General features: G+C 71.6%; 19 protein-coding genes. 4 read left to right on the top strand and 15 right to left on the bottom strand.

Annotated features, from left to right (window positions below; genetic code table 11):
* Positions 1–69 precede the first annotated feature (69 nt).
* From EOINJALH_RS10510 to ileS, 5 genes are all read right to left on the bottom strand, one after another.
* Positions 70–1,527, bottom strand: coding sequence for an ATP-binding protein (locus EOINJALH_RS10510; RefSeq protein ID WP_088280311.1), 1,458 nt, complete (start codon positions 1,525–1,527; stop codon positions 70–72).
* Positions 1,528–1,604: 77 nt separating this feature from the next.
* Entirely contained in the window at positions 1,605–2,450 is an 846-nt protein-coding gene (locus EOINJALH_RS10505; RefSeq protein WP_088280310.1) for a DUF2189 domain-containing protein, read from the bottom strand.
* An 81-nt stretch (positions 2,451–2,531) separates the two neighbouring features.
* On the bottom strand, positions 2,532–4,211 hold the full coding sequence (locus EOINJALH_RS10500; protein WP_088280309.1) for an AarF/ABC1/UbiB kinase family protein: 1,680 nt from the start codon (positions 4,209–4,211) through the stop codon (positions 2,532–2,534).
* A gap of 19 nt (positions 4,212–4,230) precedes the next feature.
* Positions 4,231–4,746 (bottom strand): signal peptidase II, encoded by a 516-nt coding sequence (gene lspA, locus EOINJALH_RS10495; protein WP_088280308.1) that lies wholly within the window; start codon positions 4,744–4,746, stop codon positions 4,231–4,233.
* Positions 4,746–7,607 carry an isoleucine--tRNA ligase gene (gene ileS / locus EOINJALH_RS10490; protein ID WP_088280307.1) on the bottom strand — a complete coding sequence of 954 codons (2,862 nt, stop codon included), beginning with the start codon at positions 7,605–7,607 and terminating at the stop codon, positions 4,746–4,748. Before ileS ends, lspA begins: the two co-directional genes overlap by 1 nt.
* 223 nt (positions 7,608–7,830) lie before the next feature.
* On the opposite strand from ileS, the gene EOINJALH_RS10485 reads away from it, so the two are divergent.
* Entirely contained in the window at positions 7,831–8,631 is an 801-nt protein-coding gene (locus EOINJALH_RS10485) for a MipA/OmpV family protein (RefSeq protein WP_088280306.1), read from the top strand.
* 21 nt (positions 8,632–8,652) lie between these two features.
* Here the strand turns inward: EOINJALH_RS10485 and EOINJALH_RS10480 are convergent, their stop codons facing one another.
* From EOINJALH_RS10480 to EOINJALH_RS10455, 6 genes are all read right to left on the bottom strand, one after another.
* On the bottom strand, positions 8,653–9,621 hold the full coding sequence (locus EOINJALH_RS10480) for a bifunctional riboflavin kinase/FAD synthetase (RefSeq protein ID WP_088280305.1): 969 nt from the start codon (positions 9,619–9,621) through the stop codon (positions 8,653–8,655).
* Positions 9,622–9,641: 20 nt separating this feature from the next.
* Positions 9,642–10,427: a pseudouridine synthase gene (locus tag EOINJALH_RS10475; RefSeq protein WP_404872754.1), complete on the bottom strand. Its 786-nt coding sequence runs from the start codon at positions 10,425–10,427 to the stop codon at positions 9,642–9,644.
* Positions 10,428–10,445: 18 nt separating this feature from the next.
* On the bottom strand, positions 10,446–12,284 hold the full coding sequence (locus tag EOINJALH_RS10470) for an ATP-binding protein (RefSeq protein ID WP_158219714.1): 1,839 nt from the start codon (positions 12,282–12,284) through the stop codon (positions 10,446–10,448).
* Between the two features lie 128 nt (positions 12,285–12,412).
* Positions 12,413–13,393 (bottom strand): P1 family peptidase, encoded by a 981-nt coding sequence (locus EOINJALH_RS10465; RefSeq protein ID WP_088280302.1) that lies wholly within the window; start codon positions 13,391–13,393, stop codon positions 12,413–12,415.
* Between the two features lie 32 nt (positions 13,394–13,425).
* A complete protein-coding gene (locus EOINJALH_RS10460; protein WP_088280301.1) occupies positions 13,426–14,559 on the bottom strand; it encodes an acyl-CoA dehydrogenase family protein in 1,134 nt (377 codons plus the stop codon).
* Positions 14,560–14,571: 12 nt separating this feature from the next.
* Entirely contained in the window at positions 14,572–15,753 is a 1,182-nt protein-coding gene (locus EOINJALH_RS10455) for an acyl-CoA dehydrogenase family protein (protein WP_088280300.1), read from the bottom strand.
* Positions 15,754–15,929: 176 nt separating this feature from the next.
* Here EOINJALH_RS10455 and EOINJALH_RS10450 point away from each other — a divergent pair, with 176 nt between their 5' ends.
* On the top strand, positions 15,930–17,111 hold the full coding sequence (locus EOINJALH_RS10450; RefSeq protein ID WP_144289962.1) for an MFS transporter: 1,182 nt from the start codon (positions 15,930–15,932) through the stop codon (positions 17,109–17,111).
* Positions 17,112–17,197: 86 nt separating this feature from the next.
* Here the strand turns inward: EOINJALH_RS10450 and EOINJALH_RS10445 are convergent, their stop codons facing one another.
* Positions 17,198–17,836, bottom strand: coding sequence for a TIGR02281 family clan AA aspartic protease (locus tag EOINJALH_RS10445; protein ID WP_088280298.1), 639 nt, complete (start codon positions 17,834–17,836; stop codon positions 17,198–17,200).
* Positions 17,837–17,846: 10 nt separating this feature from the next.
* On the bottom strand, positions 17,847–18,350 hold the full coding sequence (locus EOINJALH_RS10440) for a YajQ family cyclic di-GMP-binding protein (RefSeq protein ID WP_088280297.1): 504 nt from the start codon (positions 18,348–18,350) through the stop codon (positions 17,847–17,849).
* 127 nt (positions 18,351–18,477) lie between these two features.
* Between EOINJALH_RS10440 and murB the strand changes: the two genes are divergently transcribed.
* A complete protein-coding gene (gene murB, locus EOINJALH_RS10435) occupies positions 18,478–19,551 on the top strand; it encodes a UDP-N-acetylmuramate dehydrogenase (protein WP_234413774.1) in 1,074 nt (357 codons plus the stop codon).
* A gap of 30 nt (positions 19,552–19,581) precedes the next feature.
* Here the strand turns inward: murB and EOINJALH_RS10430 are convergent, their stop codons facing one another.
* Complete coding sequence (locus tag EOINJALH_RS10430; RefSeq protein ID WP_088280296.1) at positions 19,582–21,861, bottom strand: ATP-binding protein; 2,280 nt, start codon at positions 21,859–21,861, stop codon at positions 19,582–19,584.
* Positions 21,858–22,361, bottom strand: a complete 504-nt coding sequence (locus EOINJALH_RS10425; protein WP_088280295.1) for a molybdopterin-dependent oxidoreductase — start codon at positions 22,359–22,361, stop codon at positions 21,858–21,860. The genes EOINJALH_RS10430 and EOINJALH_RS10425 overlap by 4 nt, the downstream gene beginning before the upstream one ends.
* Before the next feature lie 167 nt (positions 22,362–22,528).
* Between EOINJALH_RS10425 and EOINJALH_RS10420 the strand changes: the two genes are divergently transcribed.
* A partial coding sequence (locus tag EOINJALH_RS10420) for a serine/threonine-protein kinase (protein WP_199873304.1) occupies positions 22,529–23,637 on the top strand: 1,109 nt, incomplete at its 3' end.

The following is a 23,637-nucleotide window of genomic DNA, read 5'->3' as shown; positions in this document are numbered from 1 at the left end:
GGGCGCACGCGTCAGAGCAACTACTTCGGCGCCCTACGGTTGACCCGAACGAGGTCCGCAGCCGCCGGGTCAGCCGGCCGCCGGCAGGGCCACCGGCACCACGAAGCGGAAGCAGCTGCCGGTGCCGGGGTCGCTCTCGACCTCGATGTGCCCGCCCATCAGCTGCACCAGCCGCTGCACGATGGACAGGCCCAGCCCGGTGCCGCCGTAGCGGCGGGTGACGCTGTCGTCGGCCTGGGTGAAGGGGTCGAAGATCTGGCGCACCTGTTCGGGCGTCATGCCGATGCCGGTGTCGAGCACGCTGCAGGCCAGCAGCAGCTGGTGCTGGTCGCTGGCACGGCGTTCGAGCAGCACGCGCACGCTGCCCTGCTCGGTGAACTTCAGCGCATTGCCGGCCAGGTTCAGCACGATCTGCCGCCAGCGCGGGCCGTCGGCCACCACGCGGTCGGGCACGTCGTCGGCGGCCTGCCAATCGAAGCGCAGGGCGCGGGTGGCGGCCTGCACCTGCAGCGGGGCCAGCGACTGCGCCAGCGTCTCGCGCAGCGACATCGGCTGCGGGTGCAGCGTGAACTTGCCGGCCTCGATCTTCGACAGGTCGAGGATGTCGTCGATGATCTGCATCAGCCCCTTGGCCGAGCCCAGCGCCAGCTCGACGAACTGCCGCTGGCGCGGCTGCAGCGGCGTGTCCAGCAGCAACTGCGTCAGGCCGATGACGCCGTTCATCGGCGTGCGGATCTCGTGGCTCATGTTGGCCAGGAAGCTGCTCTTGGCGCGATTGGCGGCCTCGGCCGCGTCGCGGGCGGATTCGAGCGCGGCCAGCGCCGCCTTCAGGTCGCTGATGTCGCGGGCATTGAACTGCAGCATCGCGCTGCCGGTGACCGGGTCGCGCACCGCGCGCGCGTCGATGGCGTGCCAGCGCGGCCCCTGCCGCGTGCGCAGCAACGCGTCGCCGGCATGGGGGCGCGCCTGGCGCACGGTGTCGACGATGGCCACGGCCAGTGCCACGTCGTCGAACAGGTCGCTGAAACGGTCGTCGCCGTCATCGCCCTCCACCGGCCCGAAGGCGGCCACCGCGGCCGGGTTGCGCATCAGCGCCGGCCCGCCGTCGACGCGGTGCAGCGCCACGCGCACGGGCGTGTGGCGGATGGCCTCGATGCCGCGCAGCATGCCGGCGTCGTAGCTGGCGGCCAGTGGTTCCGAAGCGAACAGGATGGCCTGCCGCCCGTCGGGCAGCCGGATGCCGCGGGACAGCAGCACCGAGGTCATCGGCTCGTCGTGCGGGTACAGCGTCCAGGGCTCGCGCACGAGGCGGCCCTGTGCATGCTGCTGCATCGCGGCCTCGAGCCGCGCGATCACCGCGGGCGAGGCGTCGCTGAAGTCGCGCTGGCACAGCTCGTCCATGTCGCCGGCCTGCCAGAACTGCAGCCCGGCGGCATTGGCCCACACCACCGCCAGGCGCTCGACATCGAACACCCACGTCGGCACGTGCAGCCAGTCGTAGTGTTGTAGATCGTCGAAATCGAGCATGGCTGGACGCGCCTGGACTCCAAGACGCGCGAACGGCGCGGTCTAACCCTTGGGATGGTAGCGCGAGGATGACGCGGTCATGGGGGTGGGGCGACCGGGCTGTCGACGGCCTCGCGGTAGGCATGCCACGAGGCGTGGCCGATCACCGGGCCCACCACCAGCAGCCCGGTGAACCAGGGGATCATGGCCAGCACCACCAGCCCGGTGATCAGCGCCCCCCACAGCAGCATCACGCCGGGCTGGGTGAGGACCAGCCGAATGCTGGTCAGCCCGGCGGTGATGGCGTCGGTCTGCTGGTCGAGGATCATCGGGATCGAGACCACGCTGACGGAATAGATCAGCCCGGCGAAGACACCGCCCACCAGCACGTAGGCGACGATGAAGTTGATGTTCTCGGGGTCGAGCAGGGCCAGCAGCGAGCCCTTGAAGTCGGGCATGCCGTCGAAGCTGACCGCGAACACCACCAGCGACGCGCGGCCCCACAGCATCTCGAGCACCAGCAGCACGAAGCCGAAGATGCCGAGCGCGGCGGTGCGCTGGTCCCAGGCCAGCAGCGAATCGCCGAAGTCGGGCTTCTCGCCGCGCTCGAGCCGCCGGCTGCTCTGGTACAGGCCCAGGCACAGGAAGGGCCCCGACAGCAGGAAGCCGGCCGACAGCGCCAGCACCCAGGCCGGCGCGTGTTCGTAGACCTTGATCAGCGCCCAGCCCATGGTCATGAAGCAGGCGCCGTAGAACAGGCCGATCAGGGGGCTGCGCGCGAAATCGCGCCAGCCCAGGGCCAGCCACCGGAATGGGGCCGATGGTGCCAGCGGGCGCAGGCGGATGGCAAAGGCGGCCGGCAGGGCAGCGGCTGGGTCGGTGTCGGTGGCGGTCGATCGGTCGGGGGGCGGTGGTGGGTCGGGCGCGCGGGACTCATCGGTCATGGCCGGCAGCCTAGTGGCCCTGCCCGGCAGCGTCCACCCGTGTTCGCCCTGAACGCTGCGGCGGCCGGGTGTTGCGCGCCGTCACCGGCGGCCACGGCCGCCGAGCATCAGCCACAGCGCGCCCGCCGTGGCGCCGACGAAGCCCAGCAGGCCGAAGGCCGGCAGGCCCAGCAGCGTGGGCCCGCCACCCACGGTCATCACGATCGACGAGCCGACGATCAGCGCCGCCACCACCAGCCCCACCGCGATGCGCTGCGCGGCGCGGTCGAGCTGGTCGACCACCGGCCGCAGGTCGGCCACATCCACCTGCACCTGGATGCGGCCGCGGCGTGCGGTGCGCAGCAGGCGCGACAGGTCGCGCGGCAGCTGGCCCAGCAGGTCGGCGGTGCGGCTCAACGTGGCCCAGCCACGCTGCGCCAGCGCGCGCGGCTGGTAGCGCGCGTGCAGGGCCTCGCGCAGTTGCGGCAGGGCCTCTTCGGCCATGTGGAAGCCGGGGTCGAGCCCGCGGCCCAGGCCTTCGAGCGTGACGAAGGTCTTGATCAGCAGCGCCAGGTCGGGCGGCAGCGCCAGCCGGTGCGCGCGCAGCAGGGTGGTCACGTCGCCCAGCATGTCGGCCAGGCTCAGCCGGGCCAGCGGCACGCCGTGGTACTGGTCGACGAAGGCGTCGATCTCGCCCAGCAGCGCGGTGTCGTCGACCGGGTCGTCGTCGGCGGCCCAATCGATCAGCACCTCGGCCACGGCCGGCGCGTCACGCTGCACCAGGCCCAGCATCAGGCGCAGCAGTTGGTCGCGTCGTTCGGGTGTCACTCTGCCGACCATGCCGAAGTCGACGAAGGCGATGCGGTTGCCCGGCAGGAAGAACAGGTTGCCGGCGTGCGGGTCGGCGTGGAAGAAGCCGTCGCGCACGATCATCTGCAGCACCGCCCGGGCGCCGCGGGTGGCGATGACGTGGCGGTCGAGGCTGCTGGCGTCGATGGCGGCGGTGTCTTCGGCGGGCACGCCGCGGATGCGCTGCTGCACGTTCACGCGCTCGTGCGTCCAGTCCCAGTAGACGCGCGGGATGACGATCTCGGGCTGGTCGGCAAAGGCCAGTGCGATGCGCTCGGCATGGCGGCACTCGGTGGCCAGGTTCAGCTCTCGGCGCAGCGAGCGGCCGAGCTGCCGCGCCAGGTCGATCGGGCGATAGGGTTCCAGCTCGGGCCATTGCCGCAGCGCGGCCCCGGCCAGGCGCTCGAGCAGGCGCAGGTCGGCCTCGATCGTCGCGGCGATGCCGGGGCGTCGCACCTTGACGACGACCTCGGTGCCGTCGGCCAGCGTGGCCGCGTGCACCTGGGCGATGGAGGCCGCGGCCAACGGCGTGTCGTCCCACTGCGCGAACACCTGCTCGGGTGGCGCGCCCAGGTCGGCGGTGAGCTGCGCCCGCAGCGCGGCCGGGGCCACCGCCGGGGCGCCGCTGTGCAGGCGCTCGAACTGCGCGATCCACTCGGGGCCGAACAGGTCGGCGCGGCCGGCCATCAGTTGGCCGAGCTTGACGAAGGTGGGCCCCAGTTCCTCGAGCGCGCTGCGCACCTGCTCGGGCGGCGTCAGCTGCGCCAGGTCGGCGGCGTGGTCCAGGTTGAGCGTGTGGCCGGCCTTGCGCAGCGCGTCGGTCCAGCCCAGTCGGTGCACCATGTCGCCGAAGCCATGGCGCACGAACACCGAGGCGATGGTCTGCAGGCGCCCCAGGTCTCGCGCGCTGAGCAAGGCCTGCATCAGGGGCATCGGCGGCCTTCGGGCGGTGTCAGCTGCGCCGCACCCGGCGCAGCTCGTCGATGATCAGGCCGATGGCGCCCGCGGTGATGGCGCTGTCGGCCACGTTGAAGGCCGGGAAGTAGCCGCCATGGAACATCGGCGACAGGAAGTCCCAGTGGAACTGCAGGAAGTCGACGACGTAGCCGTGCAGCAGCCGGTCGATCACGTTGCCCACCGCGCCGCCCAGGATCAGGCTGATCGCGAAGCAGAACAGGCGCTGCGTGGGGTGGGCGCGCAGCATCCACACGATGAACACCGACGCCACCGCGCCCAGGCCGACGAAGAACCAGCGCTGCCAGCCCGAGGCCCCGGCCAGGAACGAGAAGGCCGCGCCGGTGTTGTGCGCCCGCACGAGGTTGAAGTACGAGGTGATGGTGCGGCTGTCGCCGAGGCGGAACTCGCCCAGCACCAGGGTCTTGGTCAACTGGTCGAGCAGGATGACCGCCACCGCCAGGCCCAGCCAGACGGCCAGGCCGGGCGCCGCGTTCGACGCCGACCGGGCCATCACGCCACGGCGCGGATTTCGCCGCTGCCGTGCAGGTTGCTGGCGCAGCGGCCGCAGATCGTCGGGTGCGCGGGGTCGATGCCGACGTCGTCTCGGTAGTGCCAGCAGCGCTCGCACTTGGTGGCGGTGGATGGCGTGACGGCCACAGTGAACTCGGCCCCCTCGGCCAGCGTGGCGGCCGAGGCGATGAGCACGAACTTCAGGTCCTCGCCCAGCGAGGCCAGCACCGCATGCAGGTCGGCCGGCGCGGTCAGCGCCACCGTGGCCTGCAGCGACGACCCGACGCCACCGGCGCTGCGCACGTCCTCGATGGCCTTGTTGACGGCCTCGCGCACCTCGCGCACGCGCGCCCACTTGGCCAGCAGGGTGTCGTCGGACGGTGCGAAGTCCCAGTAGGTCTCGGTGAAGATCGACTGGCCCTTGCCGTCGAACACCTGCCAGGCCTCCTCGGCGGTGAAGCTGAGGAAGGGCGCCATCCAGCGCAGCATCGCGTGGGTGATCTGCCACAGCGCGGTCTGCGCGCTGCGCCTGGCCAGGCTCTTGGGCGCGGTTGTGTAGAGCCGGTCCTTCAGCACGTCGAGGTAGAACGCGCCCAGGTCTTCGGAGCAGAAGATGCCCAGCTTGGCCACCACCGGGTGGAACTCGTAGACCTCGTAGTGCGCCAGGATCTCGCCCTGCACCTGCGCTGCGCGGGCCAGCGCCCAGCGGTCGATCTCGAGCATCTGCGGCTGCGGCACGGCATCGGTGGCCGGGTCGAAGTCGCTGGTGTTGGCCAGCAGGAAGCGCAGCGTGTTGCGGATGCGGCGGTAGCCGTCCACCACGCGGGCGAGGATCTTGTCGTCGCCGGCGATGTCGCCCGAGTAGTCGCTGGACGCCACCCACAGCCGGATGATCTCGGCCCCGAGCTTCTGGCTCACGGCCTGCGGCTCGATGCCGTTGCCCTGGCTCTTGCTCATCTTGCGGCCCTGGCTGTCCACCGTGAAGCCGTGGGTGAGCAGGCCGCGGTAAGGCGCCCGGCCGTACAGCGCGCAGGCCAGCAGCAGCGAGCTGTGGAACCAGCCGCGGTGCTGGTCGTGGCCTTCGAGGTAGAGGTCGGCCTCGGGGCCTTCGGCGTGGTGGCCGTCGGGGTGGGTGCCGCGCAGCACGTGCCAGAAGGTGGAGCCGGAGTCGAACCACACCTCGAGGATGTCGCTGCTCTTGGTGTAGTGCGGCGCCTCCTGCGGGCCCAGGATGTCTTCGGTGGTGACGCGGCTCCAGGCCTCGATGCCGCCCTGCTCGACGATGGTGGCCGCCTGGTCGAGGATGTCCATCGTGCGCGGGTGCAGCTCGCCGGTGTCCTTGTGCAGGAAGAAGGGCAGCGGCACGCCCCAGCTGCGCTGGCGGCTGATGCACCAGTCGGGCCGGTTGGCGATCATGTCGCGCAGGCGGGCGCGGCCGTTCTCGGGATAGAAGCCCGTCGGGGCTTGCCCCGACTCGGGGTTCCCGTCGATCGCCTCCAGCGCCATCTGCCGCAGCGTGCGCGGCGCCTTGTCGCGGGTGAACACGCCCTCGCCCTCGTCCATGCGCACGAACCACTGCGCCGCGGCGCGGTAGATCACCGGGCTCTTGTGGCGCCAGCAGTGCGGGTAGCTGTGGGTGATGGTCTCGGTGCTGAACAGCCGGCCGGCGCCCTTGAGCGCGTCCAGGATCACCGGCACGGCCTTCCAGATGTTCAGGCCACCGAACAGCGGGAAGTCGGCCGCGTAGCTGCCGTTGCCCTGCACCGGGTTCAGGATGTCGTCGACCTTCATCCCGTGGCTGACACAGGAGTTGAAGTCGTCCAGGCCATAGGCCGGCGACGAGTGCACCAGGCCCGTGCCGTCGTCGGCGGTGGCGTAGTCGGCCAGGTACACCGGCGACAGGCGATCATAACCCGCGTCCACATGGGCCAGCGGGTGGCGGAAGTTCAGGCCGCCGAGCTTGTCGCCCAGCGTGGTGGCGAGCACCGTGCCGGCCAGGCCGTAGCGGGCCAGGCACTTGTCGACCAGCGACGCGGCCAGCACCAGCAGGCCGCGCTCGGTGTCGACCAGCGCGTACTCGAGCGCCGGGTTCAGGTTGAGCGCCTGGTTGGCGGGGATGGTCCAGGCGGTGGTGGTCCAGATCACCGCGAAGGCGTCCTTGTCCAGCCCGGGCAGGCCGAAGGCGGCGGCCAGGCGGTCGGGCTCGTCGCACAGGAAGCCGACGTCGAGCGTCTGGCTCTTCTTGTCGGCGTACTCGATCTCGAATTCGGCCAGCGAACTGCCGCAGTCGAAGCACCAGTAGACGGGCTTCAAGCCGCGGTAGACGAAGCCGCGCTCGATGACGCGCTTGAAGGCGCGGATCTCGCCGGCCTCGTTGGCGGGGTCCATCGTGGCATAGCGGTGGTCCCAGTCGCCCAGCACGCCCAGGCGCTTGAAGTCGCCCATCTGCAGCGCGATCTGCTCGGTGGCGTAGGCCCGGCTGCGGGCCTGCATGTCGTCGCGGCTGAGGCCGCGGCCGTGCTTCTTCTCGATCGCGTTCTCGATCGGCAGGCCGTGGCAGTCCCAGCCGGGCACGTACTGGGCGTCGAAGCCGGCCAGTTGCCGCGCCTTGACGATCATGTCCTTGAGCACCTTGTTGACGGCGTGGCCCATGTGGATCTGGCCGTTGGCGTAGGGCGGGCCGTCGTGCAGGATGAACTTCGGCGCGTGGCAGCGGGCGTCGCGCAACTTCTTGTAAAGACCGTTCTCGTTCCAGTCTTTCACCCAGCCCGGTTCGCGCTTGGGCAGGTCGCCGCGCATCGGGAAGGGGGTGTCGGGCAGGTTGAGCGTGCTGCGGTAATCGGGGGCGGTCGATTCGGTCATGGCAGGTCGCGCCAGAGGTTGTGTCGGCGCGTCGGTCGCAGGAGGTGGAACGGGTGCCGGCGCGCGGAACGGCGCGCGCGGCGCAGGCGGCGTCAGACGACCCTGCGGTGAATTCGGTCGCGCGTGGTCTGGCGTCGCGTGGCGGCATGTCCGCGCCCGCGCAACAGGTGATTCAGGATAAACCCGCACAATGCCATGGACCGGATTCTACTGAAGCCCATCCATGCGACTGTCCCTTGCCCTGGCCTGCGCCCTGGTGGCGCCGACGGCGTTCGCCGAGAGCGCGGTGCCGACCGAGCCTGCGCACTGGGAAGGCGCGGTCGGCCTCATCGTGCACCAAGGCCCGACCTACCTGGGCGCCGCCGACACCAAGGTTCGGGCGACGCCAGGCCTCTTCCTGCGCTACGGGCGCTTCACGATCACCACCACCAGCGGCTTCGTCTCGCGGCGCAACGAAGAGATCGACCGTGGCCTGACGGCCGAACTCGTCGAGCGCGGCAACCTGCGCGTGTCGCTGTCGGCGCGCATGGATGGTGGTCGCGACGCCGACGTCGACCCGGCGCTGGCCGGCTTGCCCGACCTGCGGCCGACCGTCCGGTTGCGGCTGTCCGCCGTGAAGCGCTTCGACGACGGCTGGCGACTCGCCGCCGGCGTCAGCCCCGATCTGCTCGGACGCGGCGGTGGTGCGCTGGTGGACCTGGGCATCAGCCACGAGTGGCGTCTGTCGCCCACGCTGCAGTCCACCGTGGGCGTGGGCACCACCTGGGCCAATCGCCGCTACCAGCAAAGCTACTTCGGCATCACGCCGTCGCAGAGCCTGAGCTCGGGGCATCCGGTGTACGAGCCCGGTGCCGGCCTGCGCGATGTTGCCGTCAACGCCGGCCTGCGCGCCGAGCTGAGCCCCCGCTGGATCGGTCTGGCGAGCGTCGGCGCCAATGTGCTGCAGGGCCCGGCGGTGGACAGCCCGCTGACGCGCCGGCGCACCAACTGGGGCGTGAGCGGCGGGCTGGCCTGGCGGTTTTGAGCCGCCGCCGGCGGCGAGACGTCAGCCCCCAGCTCGGCGAGCGAACCAGTCGCGTGCGTCGGCGGTGTCGCGGGCGATGCCCTCGCGCAGCGCGTCGAGCGAGTCGTAGCGGCGCTCGTCGTGCAGCTTGTGCAGCAGTTCGACCCGCACGACCTGGCCATAGCCGGCCTCGGCGCCCAGGCCATCCGGCCAGTCGAGGCAGTGCACCTCGAGCAGCACGCGGCCGGCATCTTCCACCGTGGGCCGCACGCCCAGGCTGGCCACCCCGGCCAGCGTTCGACCGCCCAGGCCTTCGACGCGCACGACGAAGATGCCCTGGGCCGCCGGTCGCGGGTGGCCGAAGGCCAGGTTCAAGGTGCGGAAGCCCAGCTCGCGGCCGAGCTTGCGGCCATGCACCACGTGGCCGCTGATGCTGTACGGCCGGCCCAGCAGCGTGGCCGTGCGGGCCATGTCGCCGGCGGCCAGGGCGTCGCGCACCGCCGAACTGGACACGCGCAGGCCGTGCACCTCGTAGCTCAGCATCCGCGCCACGTCGAAGCCGGCGGTCTGCCCGGCGGCGTCGAGCATGGCGTAGTCGCCGGCCCGCCGGGCGCCGAAGCGGAAGTCGTCGCCGACGAGCACGTAGCGCGCCCGCAGGCCGGCCACCAGCACGTCGTCGACGAAGGCCTGCGGAGACTGGCCGGCGAAGCGGGCGTCGAAGCGCAGCACCACCACCTGATCGATGCCGCAGCGCTCGAGCTCGGAGAGCTTGTCCCTGAGCGTGGCGATGCGCAGCGGCGCGGCATCGGGCTGCCCGCTGCGGCGCGCGAAGTAGTCGCGCGGGTGCGGCTCGAAGGTCATCACGCAGCTGGTGACGCCGCGGTGGCGGGCCTCGTTGGTCAGCAGCGCCAGCATGGCCTGGTGGCCGCGGTGCACGCCGTCGAAGTTGCCGATGGTCAGTGCACAGGCACTGGCCAGGCCAGGGTGGTGGAAGCCGCGAAAGACCCGCATGCGATCGATTATCGGGGTGCTCAGGGCGCCCCGAGGCCGGCCGAAGCCGGCCGCCCGCCGTGGGGGTCGGGCACGGTGTCAGAACCACCCTTGCCCGAGACGATGGCCTCGAGGCCGTCGACCCAGGCCCACTGGCCCGGCGCCAGGGTGTCGGGCAGCACCAGCGCGCCGAAGCTGCCGCGGTGCAGCGACACCACGTGGTTGCCCACGGCGGCCACCATGCGCTTGACCTGGTGGTACTTGCCCTGCACCAGCGTCAGGCGCAGCGAGCGCTCGCCGGTGGGCTCGCAGCCCTCGGCGCGCACCGGCTCGGGGTCGTCGTCCAGCACCACGCCGGCCAGCAGGCGCTCGACCTGGCGCGGCTCGACCGGCCGGTCGGTGCCGATCTCGTAGACCTTGGGCACGTGCTGCTTCGGGCTGGTGAGGCGGTGGATCAGCGCGCCGTCGTCGGTGAACAGCAGCAGGCCGGTGGTGTCCTGGTCGAGCCGGCCCACCGGCTGCAGCCCGCGCCGGCGCAGCGGCGGCGGCAGCAGCAGCATCACGCTGGGCCAGTGCTTGGGTTTCTGCGAGCACTCGTAGCCGGTGGGCTTGTGCAGCATCACCAGGGCCTGCGCGTGGCAGTGCCAGGGCTGGCCGTCGACCACGATGGCCAGGCCCTCGGCGACGAAGGGCTCGCCCGGGTCGTCGATGACGCGGCCGTCGACGCTGACCGTGCCGCCCAGCACCATGCCTTCGCACAGCCGCCGGGTGCCGAAGCCCTGGTCGAAAAGGATGCGGGCAATCGCCTGCGGTGAAGTGGCTGGCAAGGGGTTCCTCGGGACGTTTCAGATGCTGCGGTCGCGCCGGCCGGCACGCTCGTCGACGCGGCGCAGTCCCGGCAGGTGGCGGGCCAGCACCTCGACCAGCTGTTCGAGCGAGAACGGCTTGGCAATGTAGTCGCTCATGCCGGCGGCCAGGCAGGTGTCTCGGTCACCGGCCACGGCATTGGCCGTCAGCGCCACGATGGGCGTCGGCGGCAGGCCTTGCCGTTGTTCCTCGACCCGCCAGCGTCGCGTGGCCTCGTAGCCGTCGATGCCGGGCATCAGGCAGTCCATCAGCACCGCGTCGAAAGGCTGTGCGGCCAGCAGGGCCAGCGCTTGCGCGCCGTCGTTGGCCACCTCGACATCCAGGCCCAGTCGCTCGAGCATGCCTTCGGCCACCAGGGCATTGACCGGGTTGTCGTCGGCCACCAGCACGCGCCCGCGCCAGCGGCTGTCCACCACCGCCGGCGTGGTGGGCTCGGGCGGTGCGGGGCAGGGCGGCGCGGCCAGGTCGAACTCGAAGGTGGTGCCCACGCCGACGATGGAACTGCAGCGCACGTCGCCCCCCATCGCGCGGGCCAGCTGGCGCGAGATGGTCAGGCCCAGCCCCGCCCCGGCACGCCGTGCCGCGGCGCCGGGCCCGGCCTGCTCGAAGGCGTCGAACACCCGTTCCAGGCTGTCGGCGGGGATGCCGTCACCGGTGTCGATGACCTGCAGCCTCAGCCCTTCGACGGTCGGTGCGAGCGTGACCACGATGCGCCCCTGGCGGGTGAACTTGACGGCATTGCCGACCAGGTTGAACAACACCTGACGCACGCGTCCGGCATCGACCATCACCCAGGCCGGCAGGTCGGGGGCCAGCTGGAGTTCGAGCGCCAGGCGCTTGGCCTGCGCATCGGGCCTCAGCAGGTCGGTGACGTCGCGCACCAGCGTGGCCGGCGCCACCGGTTCGTTGTGCAGCTCGAGCCGGCCGACATCGAGCCGGGCCATGTCGATGAGGTCGTCGACGATGGTCTGCAGGTGCTGCGCGCTGTGGTTCAGCACCTCCAGCCGATGGGCGCGCTGGGCCGGGTCGGCGGTGTCGCGCAACAGGTGGGCCATGCCCACCACGCCGTTGAGCGGCGTGCGGATCTCGTGGCTGACGGCCGCCAGGAAGCGGGTCTTGGCCACGCTGCTGGCCTCGGCCAGGTCGAGCGCCTGGCGCCGCTGGTCTGCCAGCCGGGCATAGCCGAAGCGCAGCCGCATGGTCTCGTCCAACTGCACCTGGGCGCGGATCACCTCGTTGACCAGCAGGCCGAAGTACAGCCAGAGCGAGAGGCCGCAGTACAGGCCGATGCGGTCGTGGAACAGCAACTGGTCGATCGACACCGGCAAGGTCACCAGTGCGATGAAGGCGATGCCCGCCCCGCGGTGATGCCAGGTGGTGAAGGCGCCGACGGCGGTGACGCCCACGGCGCTGGCGAAGAGCATCAGGTCGCCCTGCGCCTCGACGTAGGGCATGAACAGGATCGGCAGGGCCGCCCAGTTCAGAGCGTCAGGGGCCATCAGGCCGATGAACACGCGCGACCAGTGCCGGCTGCGGCGCGCCGCGTCGGGGTCGCGTCGATAGGCCGCGATGCTGGCGAGCCGGACCATCGTCCAGACGACCCGCCACGCCACCCAGCCCACCAGCAGGGCGATCGGTGCATGGCCATAGAGGAGGGCCATCGCCAGTGCAGTGAAGCCGAGGCTGGCGACCAGCGGCTTGGGGGCCGCGTCGTGCACGGCCCGCACCCGTGCCGCATCGACCTGGGCTTGAACACCTGCGTCGTCGAGCCCCGGCAGCGACGCGGCGGGGTCGAGGGGATCGGGCGGTGGCGGCATGGGCAGGTGTCGTCGGTCGCGGGCGCCCATCGTGGTCTGCAGTGGGCGCGATGGCCGCATTGTCACCGCACCGGCCCACCGCCTGCCGGTGTATTGCAGCTGCCACGGACCGCGTGGTGCCGACCCCGTCAGACCCAGCCGAGGTCGCGCGCGGCGGGAATCCGGGGCTGGGTGAGGCCATGCGCGGCGCGCACCGCGTTGAGCACCGCCCGGGCCGTCACTTCCGCGGCCAGCGCGCCCAGCACGGTGAGGTGGCCGGGCCGTCCGCTGCCGCCGGTGGCCAAGGCGAACAGCGTGTCGCCGTCGGACTGGGTGTGCACCGGGTTGATGCTGCGCGCCAGCCCGTCGTGGGCCATCGAGGCCAGCTTGGCGGCCTGGGCCTTGGTGAGTGCGGCATCGGTGGCCACCACGCCGATGGTGGTGGCCATGCCGGCCATCAATGCGGCCGGCAACTGGCCGTCGCACAGCGCGGCCATCGTGTCCAGCGGCGTGCGGCGATCGTCGGCCAGCGCACCGGCCAGCACGCGCCCGGTGGTCGGGTCGACGACGTCGCCGATGGCGTTGACGGCCACCAGCGCGGCCACGGTGACCGCGCCCACGCGCATCGACGCGGTGCCGATGCCGCCCTTCATCGCGCGCTCGATGCCGAACAGCTTGCCCACCGTGGCGCCGGCCCCGGCGCCGACGCTGCCCTGCATCGGATGCGACGCGGTGGCCGCCTCGCAGGCCGCGAAGCCGGCGGCGGCATCGGGACGCACCGAGGGGTCGCCCACCCACAGATCGAACAGCACCGCCGCCGGCACGATGGGCACGCGCACCGGGCCCACGGGCACGCCGTGGCCGCGCGCCTCGAGCCAGCGCATCACGCCGTCGGCCGCCGCCAGGCCGAAGGCGCTGCCGCCGGTGAGCAGCACCGCATGCACCTGTTCGATGACGTTGCGCGGGTCGAGCAGGTCGGTCTCGCGCGTGCCCGGCGCGGCACCGCGCACGTCGACGCCGGCGGTGGCGCCCTGCTCGCACAGCAGCACGGTGCAGCCGGTGGGCCGCCGCGGGTCGGTGAAGTGGCCGACCTTCAGGCCGGCCACGTCGGTGATGGCGCCGGGGAACATCGGAGAACCTGGGGTCGTGGCGCCCCCGCCGATCAGGCGAAGACGCCCGCAGTGTCCTGCATGCGTGCCGACACCTCGCCCAGGTGGTGCAGGGTGTCGCCGTAGGTCATCTCGAGCATGGTCAGCCGCTTGAAGTAGTGGCTGCCGATGTACTCGTCGGTGACGCCGATGCCGCCGTGCAGCTGGGTGCACTGCTGGCCGACGAAGCGCATGCTCTGGCCCAGCTGCACCTTGGCCTGCGACAGCGCGCGGCGCCGCGGGGCCGGCGCCTCGCCGAGCTTGAGGCTGGCGAAGTAGCTCATCGAGCGGCCCAGCTCCACCTGCATCTTCACGTCGGCGATGCGGTGGCGCAGCGCCTGGAAGGTGGACAGCGTGGTGCCGAACTGCTTGCGCGTGTTCATGTAGTCCACGGTGATGGCCATCAGGCGGTCCATCAGGCCCACGGCCTCGGCACAGGTGGCGGCGATGCCCACGTCCACGGCCTGCTCCAGCACGTCGTAGCCGTTGTCGGTGATCAGCGTGGCCGGCGCGCCCGCCAGCATCAGCTCGCCGGCGCGGCCGCCGTCCTGGGTGGGGTAGCCCTTGACGGTCGTGCCGGCCGCGCCGCGCTCCACCAGGAACAGGCCGATGCCGCTCTTGGCCGCGAGGTCGCCGTCGATGCGCGCGGGCACGACGAAGGCATCGGCCTCGTCGGCGGCGGGCACGATGCTCTTCTGGCCGGTGAGCGTCCAGCCGCCGGCGTTGTGCACCGCTGCCGTGCCGACCTGGCTGAGGCGGTAGTGTGCGCCGCGCTCCAGGTGCGCCAGCACCACCAGCGCCTCGGCCGAGGCCACCTTCGGCAGCCAGGCCGCCTGCAGCTCGGCCGGCGCGGCCGCCAGCAGCACCGGTGTCACCAGCGCGCCCGAGGCGTAGGGGGCGTTGACCAGGCCGCGGCCCAGCTCTTCCATCACCACCATGGCCTCGATGGCGCCGAAGCCCATGCCGCCGTGGGCCTCGGGCACGGCCAGGCCAGTGAGGCCCAGCTCGGCCAGTTCACCGTACACCGCCCGCGTGTGGCCGCCGGCCTTGGCCAGCGCATGGCGGCGGGAGAAGTCGAAGCCCTTGTCCACCCAGCGGGCCACCGCGTCGCGCAGCGAGACCTGATCGTCTGTGAAGTCGAAATCCATGGCTGTGTTCCCTCAGCTGCCGAGCACGGTTTGCGAGACGATGTTGCGCTGCACTTCGTTCGAGCCACCGTAGATCGTCGTCTTGCGCATGTTGAAGTAGGTGCCCGCCAGCGGCGCACAGACCGCCGCGCCGGCGAAGTCGCCCTGCCAGCCGGCTTCCATCGCCTCGTGCTGGTAGGGCATGCTGAACGGGCCGGCGGCCAGCATCATCAGCTCGGTGTAGCGCTGCTGGATCTCGCTGCCGCGTATCTTCAGCAGGCCGGCGATGTCCAGCGTCTGCTTGCCGCTCTTGACGGCCGACAGCACGCGCAGCACCAGCATCTCGAGCGCGACGATATCCACCTCGAGCAGCGCGATCTGGTCGCGGAAGCGCACATCGTCGAACAGGCCCTCGGCCTTGGCGATGCGCTTGACCCGCTCGAGCTCGCGCTTGGCGCGGTTGACGTCGGCGATGCCGGTGCGCTCGTGGGCGAGCAGGAACTTGGCGTAGGTCCAGCCCTTGTTCTCTTCGCCGATGAGGTTCTCGGCGGGCACCACGACGTTGTCGAAGAAGACCTCGTTGACCTCGTGCTCGCCGTCCATCGTGATGATCGGCCGCACGGTGACGCCGGGCGCCTTCATGTCGACCAGCAGGAACGAGATGCCGGTCTGCGGCTTGCCTTCGTTGCTGGTGCGCACCAGGCAGAAGATCCACTCGCCGAACTGGCCGAGCGTGGTCCAGGTCTTCTGGCCGTTGACGATGTAGGTGTCGCCCTGGCGTTCGGCGCGCGTCTTCACCGAGGCCAGGTCCGAGCCCGAGCCGGGTTCGCTGTAGCCCTGGCTCCACCACACCTCGCCCGACGCAATGCCGGGCAGGAAGCGCTTCTGCTGCTCGGCGTTGCCGAAGGCCATGATCACCGGCGCCACCATCACCGGCCCGAAGGGCACGATGCGCGGCGAGCCGGCCAGCGCGCACTCTTCCTCGAACAGGTGACGCTGCACGGCCGACCAGCCGGGGCCACCGAACTGGGTGGGCCAGTGGTAGCCGAGCCAGCCCTTGGCGCCCAGGATCCTGGCCCAGCGCTGCAGGTCGTCGCGCGACAGGCGCAGCGCATTCAGCACCTTGTGGCTGATGTCCTTGGGCAGGTTCTCGGCCACCCACTGTCGGATCTCGGCGCGGAAGGCGAGTTCTTCCGCGGTGAAGTTCAGGTCCATGGCGACGATGTCTCCGGCTGGGTCGATGGGTGGATGCGGAATCGTACTTTTTAGCACGACCGTTCGCTGCCGCCTTGTCCCTGCGGCGACAAGGCCGGCCCCCGTGTAGAGCGCTCGAGCCAATGTGGCTCTGCCACGTTGCCTGGTCCCGCGGGCTGCTCAGTATGATGCCCGCGATGGATGAACGCGGGCCCGGTTACGGCGCAACGGTGTCGGCGCTGGCGGTCGGGCAGATCCTGAGCTGGGCGACGCTGTACTACGCCTTCTCGTCCTTCGTGCTGCCGATGCAGCGCGAACTGGGTTGGGACAAGCCCACGCTGATGGGGGCGTTCACGCTCGGCCTGGCCGTGTGGGGCGCGGCCACCTACGCCGCCGGCGCGGCCATCGACGCCGGCCACGGGCGGTCCGTCATGGCCTGGGGTTCGGCGGCGGCCGGCGCTGGCTTCGTCGCCTGGTCGCAGGTCAGCGCGCCGTGGATGCTGTATGCGGTGTGGCTGGTGCTGGGGGCGGCCATGGCGTGCACGCTGTACGAACCGGCCTTCAACGTGCTGACCAAGCGCTACCCGCTGCGCTACCAGCACGGCATCACGATGCTCACGCTGGTGGGCGGCTTCGCCAGCACACTGTCGTTCCCGGCCATTGCCGCGCTGCAGGCCGGCCTGGGTTGGCGCCCTGCCCTGGCGGTCATCGGCGGGGTGCTGCTGCTGGTGGCGCCGCTGCACGCCTGGGCGCTGCGCGGCCCCGCGCTGGTGGCCTCGCCGCATGCCGCCGACGCGCAGGACGATGCCTCGCTTCACGAGGCCCTGCGCACCGGCGCGTTCTGGGGGCTGACGCTGTGCTTCATGCTGCACGCCTTCGTGCAGGCGGCACTGTGGGCGCACGTGATGCCGGTGTTCGCCTCCAAGGGCGTGGGCGAGGCCGATGCGCTGACGGTGCTGATGACCGTCGGCCCGGCGCAGGTGGCCGGCCGGCTGCTCTACGTGTGGCTGGGCCGCTCGTGGCCGCTGCGCCGCGTGGGCGCCCTGGTGCTCACCGGGCTGCCGGTGTCGATGGTGCTGTTCGCGCTCAGCCGCTCGATGCCGGCGCTGCTGCTGTTCGCGCTGCTGTTCGGCATGTCCAACGGGCTGGTCACCATCGTGCGCGGCGGGCTGGTGCCGCAGTACTTCGGCCGCACCCACGTCGGCCGCATCGGCGGCGCCATGTCGGGCATCGGGCTCTTGTCGCGCGCGGCGGCGCCGCTGCTCACCGCCTGGCTGCTGCTGGCCGTGCCGGGCTACCGCGAGGTGGTGCTGGTGCTGGCGGCGATGGGCGTGGTGGCGGTGCTGGCGTTCTGGCAGTCGAAGCCGCCGCAGCGCTGACGGCCGACGCTCGGCGCATGCCCACCGGGCACACCAGGCTGATTGCTGTCAGCGCAACCGCTCAACCGGCGCGGCACGCGCGGTGCTCACCGCCGTTCCAGCCGCATCACGTCGCTGTCGCGGCGCATCGAGAAGCGGCTGAGGAAGCTGTTGCCCAGCAGCACCATCGGCATCTCGGCGGGCACGATGACGGCATCGACGTTGAAGACCTCGACGCTGCCCACTTTCACCGAGGTGAGGTTGACCGAGTGGATGGGCACGGTGCCGCCCGCGGTGTGCGACAGCCCGCGCCGGCCGCGCTGCCAATCGAGGCCGATGCGGTTGGCCTCGCTCTGGCTGAGCGCGATGCTGGTGGCGCCGGTGTCGACCATGAACTGCACCGCCTTGCCGTTGATCGTGCCGGCCGAGGTGAAGTGCCCGCCCGGTCCGGCCGCGATGACGATCTCGCTGCCGCCCGGGGCGCCGCCGCTGTCGCCGCCCAGCCGGATGGGGGCGCCCAGGCGCAGGGTGGCGCGCTTGCCGCCCACCTCGACCTCGGCCTCGCCGTCGCCCAGGCGCCTCAGCGTGACGCCCTTGACGCTGGCGCCCACGGCCACCGTGTGCGGCTGGCCGTCGATCACCAGCAAGGCCTTGGACGAGCCCAGGCTGCCCGACAGCGTGACGCTCTGGGCCTGCGCCGCCAGGCACGCGCCCCAGCACAGCATCAGCGCGAGGGGGCGTCGCATGCCGGTGCGTTCAGTCGCGGAAGTTGTCGAAGGCCAGCGGCATGTCCTCGACCGACTTGCGCAGCAGCGCGATGGCCGCCTGCAGGTCGTCGCGCTTGCCGCCGGTGATGCGCACGCTGTCGCCCTGGATGGCGGCCTGCACCTTCAGCTTGCTCTGCTTGACGGTGGTCTGGATCTTCTTGGCGGTGTCGGCGTCGATGCCCATCTTGATGGGCACCGACAGGCGCATCTTGTCGCCGCCCATCTTCTCGGGCTTGCCGGTGAAGTCGAGGAAGCGCGCATCGACCCCGCGCTTGCTCAGCTTGGCCAGCAGGATGTCGCGCACCTGGCCGATCTGGAAATCGCTGTCGGCCAGCAGGTGCAGCAGGCGGTCCTGCTTGCTGTTCTCGATGCTGTCGATGTGGGCGGACGAGCCCTTGAAATCGAAGCGGGTGCCGATTTCCTTGTTGCTCTGGTCGACCGCGTTGCGCAGTTCGACCAGGTTGGGTTCGAGGACGACGTCGAAGCTGGGCATGGTGGGCGGATGGGGGCTGGCCAAAATTCTGCCACGCGGGGTGCGTGGGCGATAGCCCGCTGGCGCTGGCGGGTCGACTGTGCATCATGCACCCACAGACCGGCAGGCCATGCGCCAGAATCGACGCATGACCTCCCAGACCCGCATCCCGGCCCACCCGCCGGCGCACCCGCTGGAGATCGAGCAGGGCGTCAGCCTGCGCGAGCTCAACACCTTCGGGCTGCCGGCCGTGGCCCGGGCGCTGGTGCGGGTGCGCGGCGACGCCGACGTGCGGCGAGTGCTCGACCACCCCGATCTGGGCCGCCTGCCCAAGCTGGTGCTGGGCGGCGGCAGCAACCTGGTGCTCACGCGCGACCCCGAGGCCGTCGTGCTGCGGGTGGAGGTGACCGGCCGCCGGCTGGTCGAGGAGCGGCCCGACGCCTGGATCGTCGAGTTCGGCGCCGGCGAGAACTGGCACGAGGCCGTGGCCTGGACCCTGGACCAGGGCTGGCCGGGGCTGGAAAACCTGGCATTGATCCCGGGCACCGTCGGTGCGTCGCCGGTGCAGAACATCGGCGCCTACGGGCTGGAACTGGCCGACCGCTTCGACTCGCTGGACGCGGTGGACCTGGTCACCGGCCGCGGCGTCACGCTCGACGCCCGCGCCTGCGCCTTCGGCTACCGCGACAGCGTGTTCAAGCACGGCGGCTTCGGTGGCCTGGCCGGCAAGAGCCTGATCACCCGGGTGCGCTTGCGGCTGCCGCGCCCGTGGACCCCGGTGCTGGGCTACCTCGACCTCGAGCGCCGCATGGCCGACACCGGCAACCCGCACCCGGATGCGCGCACGATCTTCGACTGGGTGTGCGCCATCCGCCGCGACAAGCTGCCCGACCCGGCGCAGATCGGCAATGCCGGCAGCTTCTTCAAGAACCCGGTGGTGTCGGCCGAACAGTGCCGCGACATCATCGCCCGCGACCCGCACATCGTGCATTACCCGCTGGCCGACGGCAGCTGCAAGCTGGCCGCCGGCTGGCTGATCGATGCCTGTGGCTGGAAGGGCAAGCGTGTGGGCCACGCCGGCGTCTACGACAAGCAGGCCCTGGTGCTGGTGAACCACGGTGGCGCCACCGGCGCCGAGGTGGTGACGCTGGCCCGCGCCATCCAGGAAAGCGTCTACGGCCGCTTCGGCATCCGGCTGGAGCCGGAACCCGTGGTGGTCTGATCCCCCCGGCGCAGCGGGCGCCCAGGCCTGTCAGCCGTCCAGCAGCCCCTCGGCCGCGCACAGCGCGCGCGTGGCCTGCACCATCTCGTCGAAGCGCTGCACGGCCAGCGCCAGCTGGGGCGCGGCCATGGCGTGGGCTTCGCTGCTGAGCACCGCGGCCACCTCGGCCAGCGCCGGCAGGCCCAGGTTGAGCGAGGCCCCCTCGACCGCATGCGCCTCGCGCCGCAAGCCCTCGACATCGGCAGCGCGCATGGCCTCGCGCATGGCCACGCCGGCCGACGAGGCCTGCTCGAACAATGCGGCGTACACCGAGCGGCTGTGCTGCGCACCCATGGCCTGGCGCACGTCGGCCTGGGCGGTGCGGTCGATCAGCACCGGCTGGCCGGCCTGGGGCGGCGGCGGCGCCAGCCCGGCGGGCGGCTCGGCGGCCACGCCGAAGTGGCGCCGCAGCAGTTCGCCGAGCGACGCCGCGCTGACCGGCTTGGTGACGACCTCGTCGATGCCCACCCGCAGGCAGCGCTGGCGGGTGTCGGCGAACACATCGGCCGTCAAGGCCACGATGCGCGGCGTCGCCTGCGCTGTCGGCAGCGCGCGGATGGCTTCGGCCGCGGCCACGCCGTCCATCACCGGCATGTGCACGTCCATCAGCACCAGGTCGAAGTGCTGTGCACGCGCGGCCTGCACCGCCTCCAGGCCATTGACGGCTTGTCGCGGCCGGTGGCCCATGCGTTCGAGCAGCGCGCCCAGGTACATGCGGTTGATCGGGTGATCCTCGGCGATCAGCACCTCGAGGCAGCGGTCCAGCCGCGCTGGCATGGCAAGGTCCGCGCTCGGCTCGCTGGCCTCGGCCAGCGGGCAGCGGAAGGTGAACACGCTGCCCGAGCCGGGGGTGCTGCGCACCACCAACTCCCCGCCCATCAGCTGGGCCAGATTGCGCGAGATGGCCAGGCCCAGCCCCGTGCCGCCCTGCCGGCGGACCTGCGGGATATCCCCGCGCGAGAAGCGCTGGAACAGCTGTGTCAGCGAGACGGCGCTCATGCCGATGCCGTTGTCGCCGACCTCGAACTCGATCTGCGGCTGGGGGTCGTCGTCACCGACACGGCGGCAGCGCATCGTCACCGTGCCGACGTCGGAATACTTGATCGCGTTGTGCAGCAGGTTGAACAGCACCTGCTTGGTTCGCGTCGGGTCGAGCAGGACATGGACGGGCAGCGTGGGCTGCACGGCGATGTCGAAGGTCAGCTGCTTGGCCTCTGCCGCCGGCCGCATCAACGCGCAGACCTCGCGCACCAGCGCCTCCAGCCGCACCGGCTGCGGCGCCAGCGCCAGCGTGCCGGACTCGAGCTTGGACAGGTCGAGCATGTCGTCGAGCAGGCGCTGCAGGTGGCTGCCGCTTTCACCCGCGGTGGCCAGCCACTGTGGCGCCCTGGCGTCGCGCGGCGCCTCGGCCGTCAGTGACAGCATGCCCAGCAGGCCGTGCAACGGCGTGCGCAGCTCGTGGCTCATGTCGGCGAGGAACGCGCTCTTGGCGGCGCTGGCGGCCTCGGCGATGGCCCGTGCGTCGCGCAACTCGTCGGCCAGCACCTCGAGCCGCCGGCGCCGCAACTCGAGCTTGCGCATCTGGTGCAAGGCGATGCCGGCAAAGGCCAGCACCATCGCCGACAGGAAGGCCGTGAGGGCCAGCCCCGCCTGGTTGTGCTGCCGCACCTGGTCGCGGCGCGTGGTGATCTGGCCCGCCACGACGTGCGACACGTCGAGCATCAGCTGGTGAATGGGTTCGCCCAGCCGGTCGAGCTCGGTCCGCAGCGCGTCGGCCGCCGCCGGGCTGAGAGGCGCGCGCGCGTCGGCACCCAGGTACACGTCGGCCCGGGTGACGAAGGACTCGATGGCCCGCACCGTCTCGGGCCCGGCGCCGATGCCGGCCAGCAGGCGGCGCGAACGCACGGTGTCGAGCAGGCCGACGCGGCTGATGAAGATGTCGTAGCGCAGTTGAAGGCTGCCGTTCGGCTCGGTGTCGGCCCCGCCGGCAGGGCGCATGGCCTCGCGCAGCCGCAGGTACTCCACCTCGAGCTGGTACAGGCTGAGGGCCGTGTAGTCGTCCTGGTCCTGCACGCTGGCGCCGAGCAGCGCGTGCTGCCGCACCTGCACGAAGAATGCCGCCATCAGCGCCGCCAGCAGCACCAGGCCGGTGACGCCGAACCAGGGCGTGCGCCGCCGCAGGCGCCGCTCGGGCACCACGCCCGGCGCCGGCGCTGCGGCCGGTGCGGGTGGCGTGGCCACGGTGTCGGGGGCGGCGCCTGTCGTGCTCACATCACCTCGATCGAGGTCAGCTGCCAGGTGCAGCGGCTGAAGTACAGCGGGCTGCGCAGGGCGCCATGCTCATCGAAGGGGTACATCACGAACAGCGGCCCCTTGTCGCGCACCGTCATCGGCTTGCCGTCGAGCAGGCGGGCGACGATCACGTCCCAGCGCCGGGCATCCTCGACCGGGATCTCGACGTGGTAGTCGTTGAGTGCGGTTGCGCGCAGTTGGCGGCCCTGGGCGCCGACCGCCTGCAGCACGTCGCGCAGCAGCGGGCCGGTGAAGCGGCGGGGGCCCACGTACCACGGCGTGCGCGTGGTGTAGCTGGCCTGCGGCATGTGCTCGAGCATGGCCATGTCGAACAGTGCCCGCCCGTTGCGGTTGGTCGTCGAGACCTTGCCGGTGACGGTGAGCACCACGTCGCCCACCGGCGCCTCCAGCGCCAGGGCGGTGGCGTGCGGCATCAGCGGCAGGGAGGACAGCGCGACCAGGGATCGTCGGGAGACCATGTCCGGGTGATGGGGGGGCGCAGACTTCGGATTCGGCGGCCGTCGGCCGACGCGGGCGGGCTCGGTGGCGTTCCGTCGGGAGGGGTCGAGAACAACGGCCGGATTCTAAGGTTCGCGTCGGTCGGGGCTGCCCCGCGGTTCAGGGGCTGTGGGGTAAGCTTTGAAGGATGTCCTCCGCCGATGCGTCCCACGCCATGTCGGGCCATGCCCTGCCGGCGGGGACGCGGCTGGGCGAGTTCGAACTGCGGCGCGTCGTCGGGGTGGGCGGCTTCGGCATCGTCTACCTGGCCTGGGACCACGGGCTCGAGCGCGAGGTGGCCATCAAGGAGTACATGCCCTCGTCGCTGGCCACGCGCACGGCCTCGCTGCATGTATCGATCACGTCGCCGACGCATGCCGACACCTTCGCGCTGGGCCTGCGGTCCTTCGTGAACGAGGCCCGGCTGCTGGCGCGCTTCGACCACCCGTCGCTGATCAAGGTGCACCGCTTCTGGGAAGACCGCGGCACGGCCTACATGGTGATGCCCCTGTACCGCGGCCGCACGCTGCGCGAGGTGCGCCAGGCCATGTCGGCGCCGCCCGACGAAGCCTGGCTGCGCAAGTTGCTGGAGCCGCTGCTCGGCGCGCTGGACGTGCTGCACCGCGAGGCCGTCTTCCACCGCGACATCGCGCCCGACAACATCGTCATTGCCGACGACGGGGTGCCGATGCTGCTGGACTTCGGCGCCGCGCGCCACGTCATCAAGGACCGCAGCCAGACGCTGACGGCCATCCTCAAGCCCAGCTATGCGCCGATCGAGCAGTACGGCGAAACGGGCAGCCTGCGCCAGGGGGCCTGGACCGACCTGTACGCGCTGGGCGCCACGCTGCACTACCTGCTGCTCAACGTGCCGCCGGCACAGGCCACGGCGCGCATGGTGCACGACGACGCGCCGCCCTTGGCCGAGTCGGCCGCGGGCAAGGGCCTGTCGACACCGTTCCTGCAAACCATCGACTGGATGCTCGCGCCGCGGCCGGCCGACCGGCCGCAGTCGATCGCCGAGTTGCGCGAAGCCCTGGCCGGGCGCAGCCCCATCCCGACCCGTGGCGACGCCGCCCCGACGGTGGCCTGGCAGCGCACCCAGGCCCAGGCGCCCGCCGCCCCGGCAGCCGCGCCGGCGGCCCCGGTTGCGCCACCGCCCGAGGAAGGCATCGACTTCGACCTCACCGTGGTTCAGCCGCGCCGGCCGTCGGCCCAGCCGCCGGCGCCGGCCGCCGATCCGCGGCGCGCGGAACC

Origin of the sequence: Ideonella sp. A 288 (genome assembly GCF_002198735.1) — a bacterium.
GTDB lineage: Bacteria > Pseudomonadota > Gammaproteobacteria > Burkholderiales > Burkholderiaceae_C > Pseudaquabacterium.
Note: the sequence above shows the minus strand (reverse complement) of the source record. Positions and strands in the feature narration are given on the sequence as shown.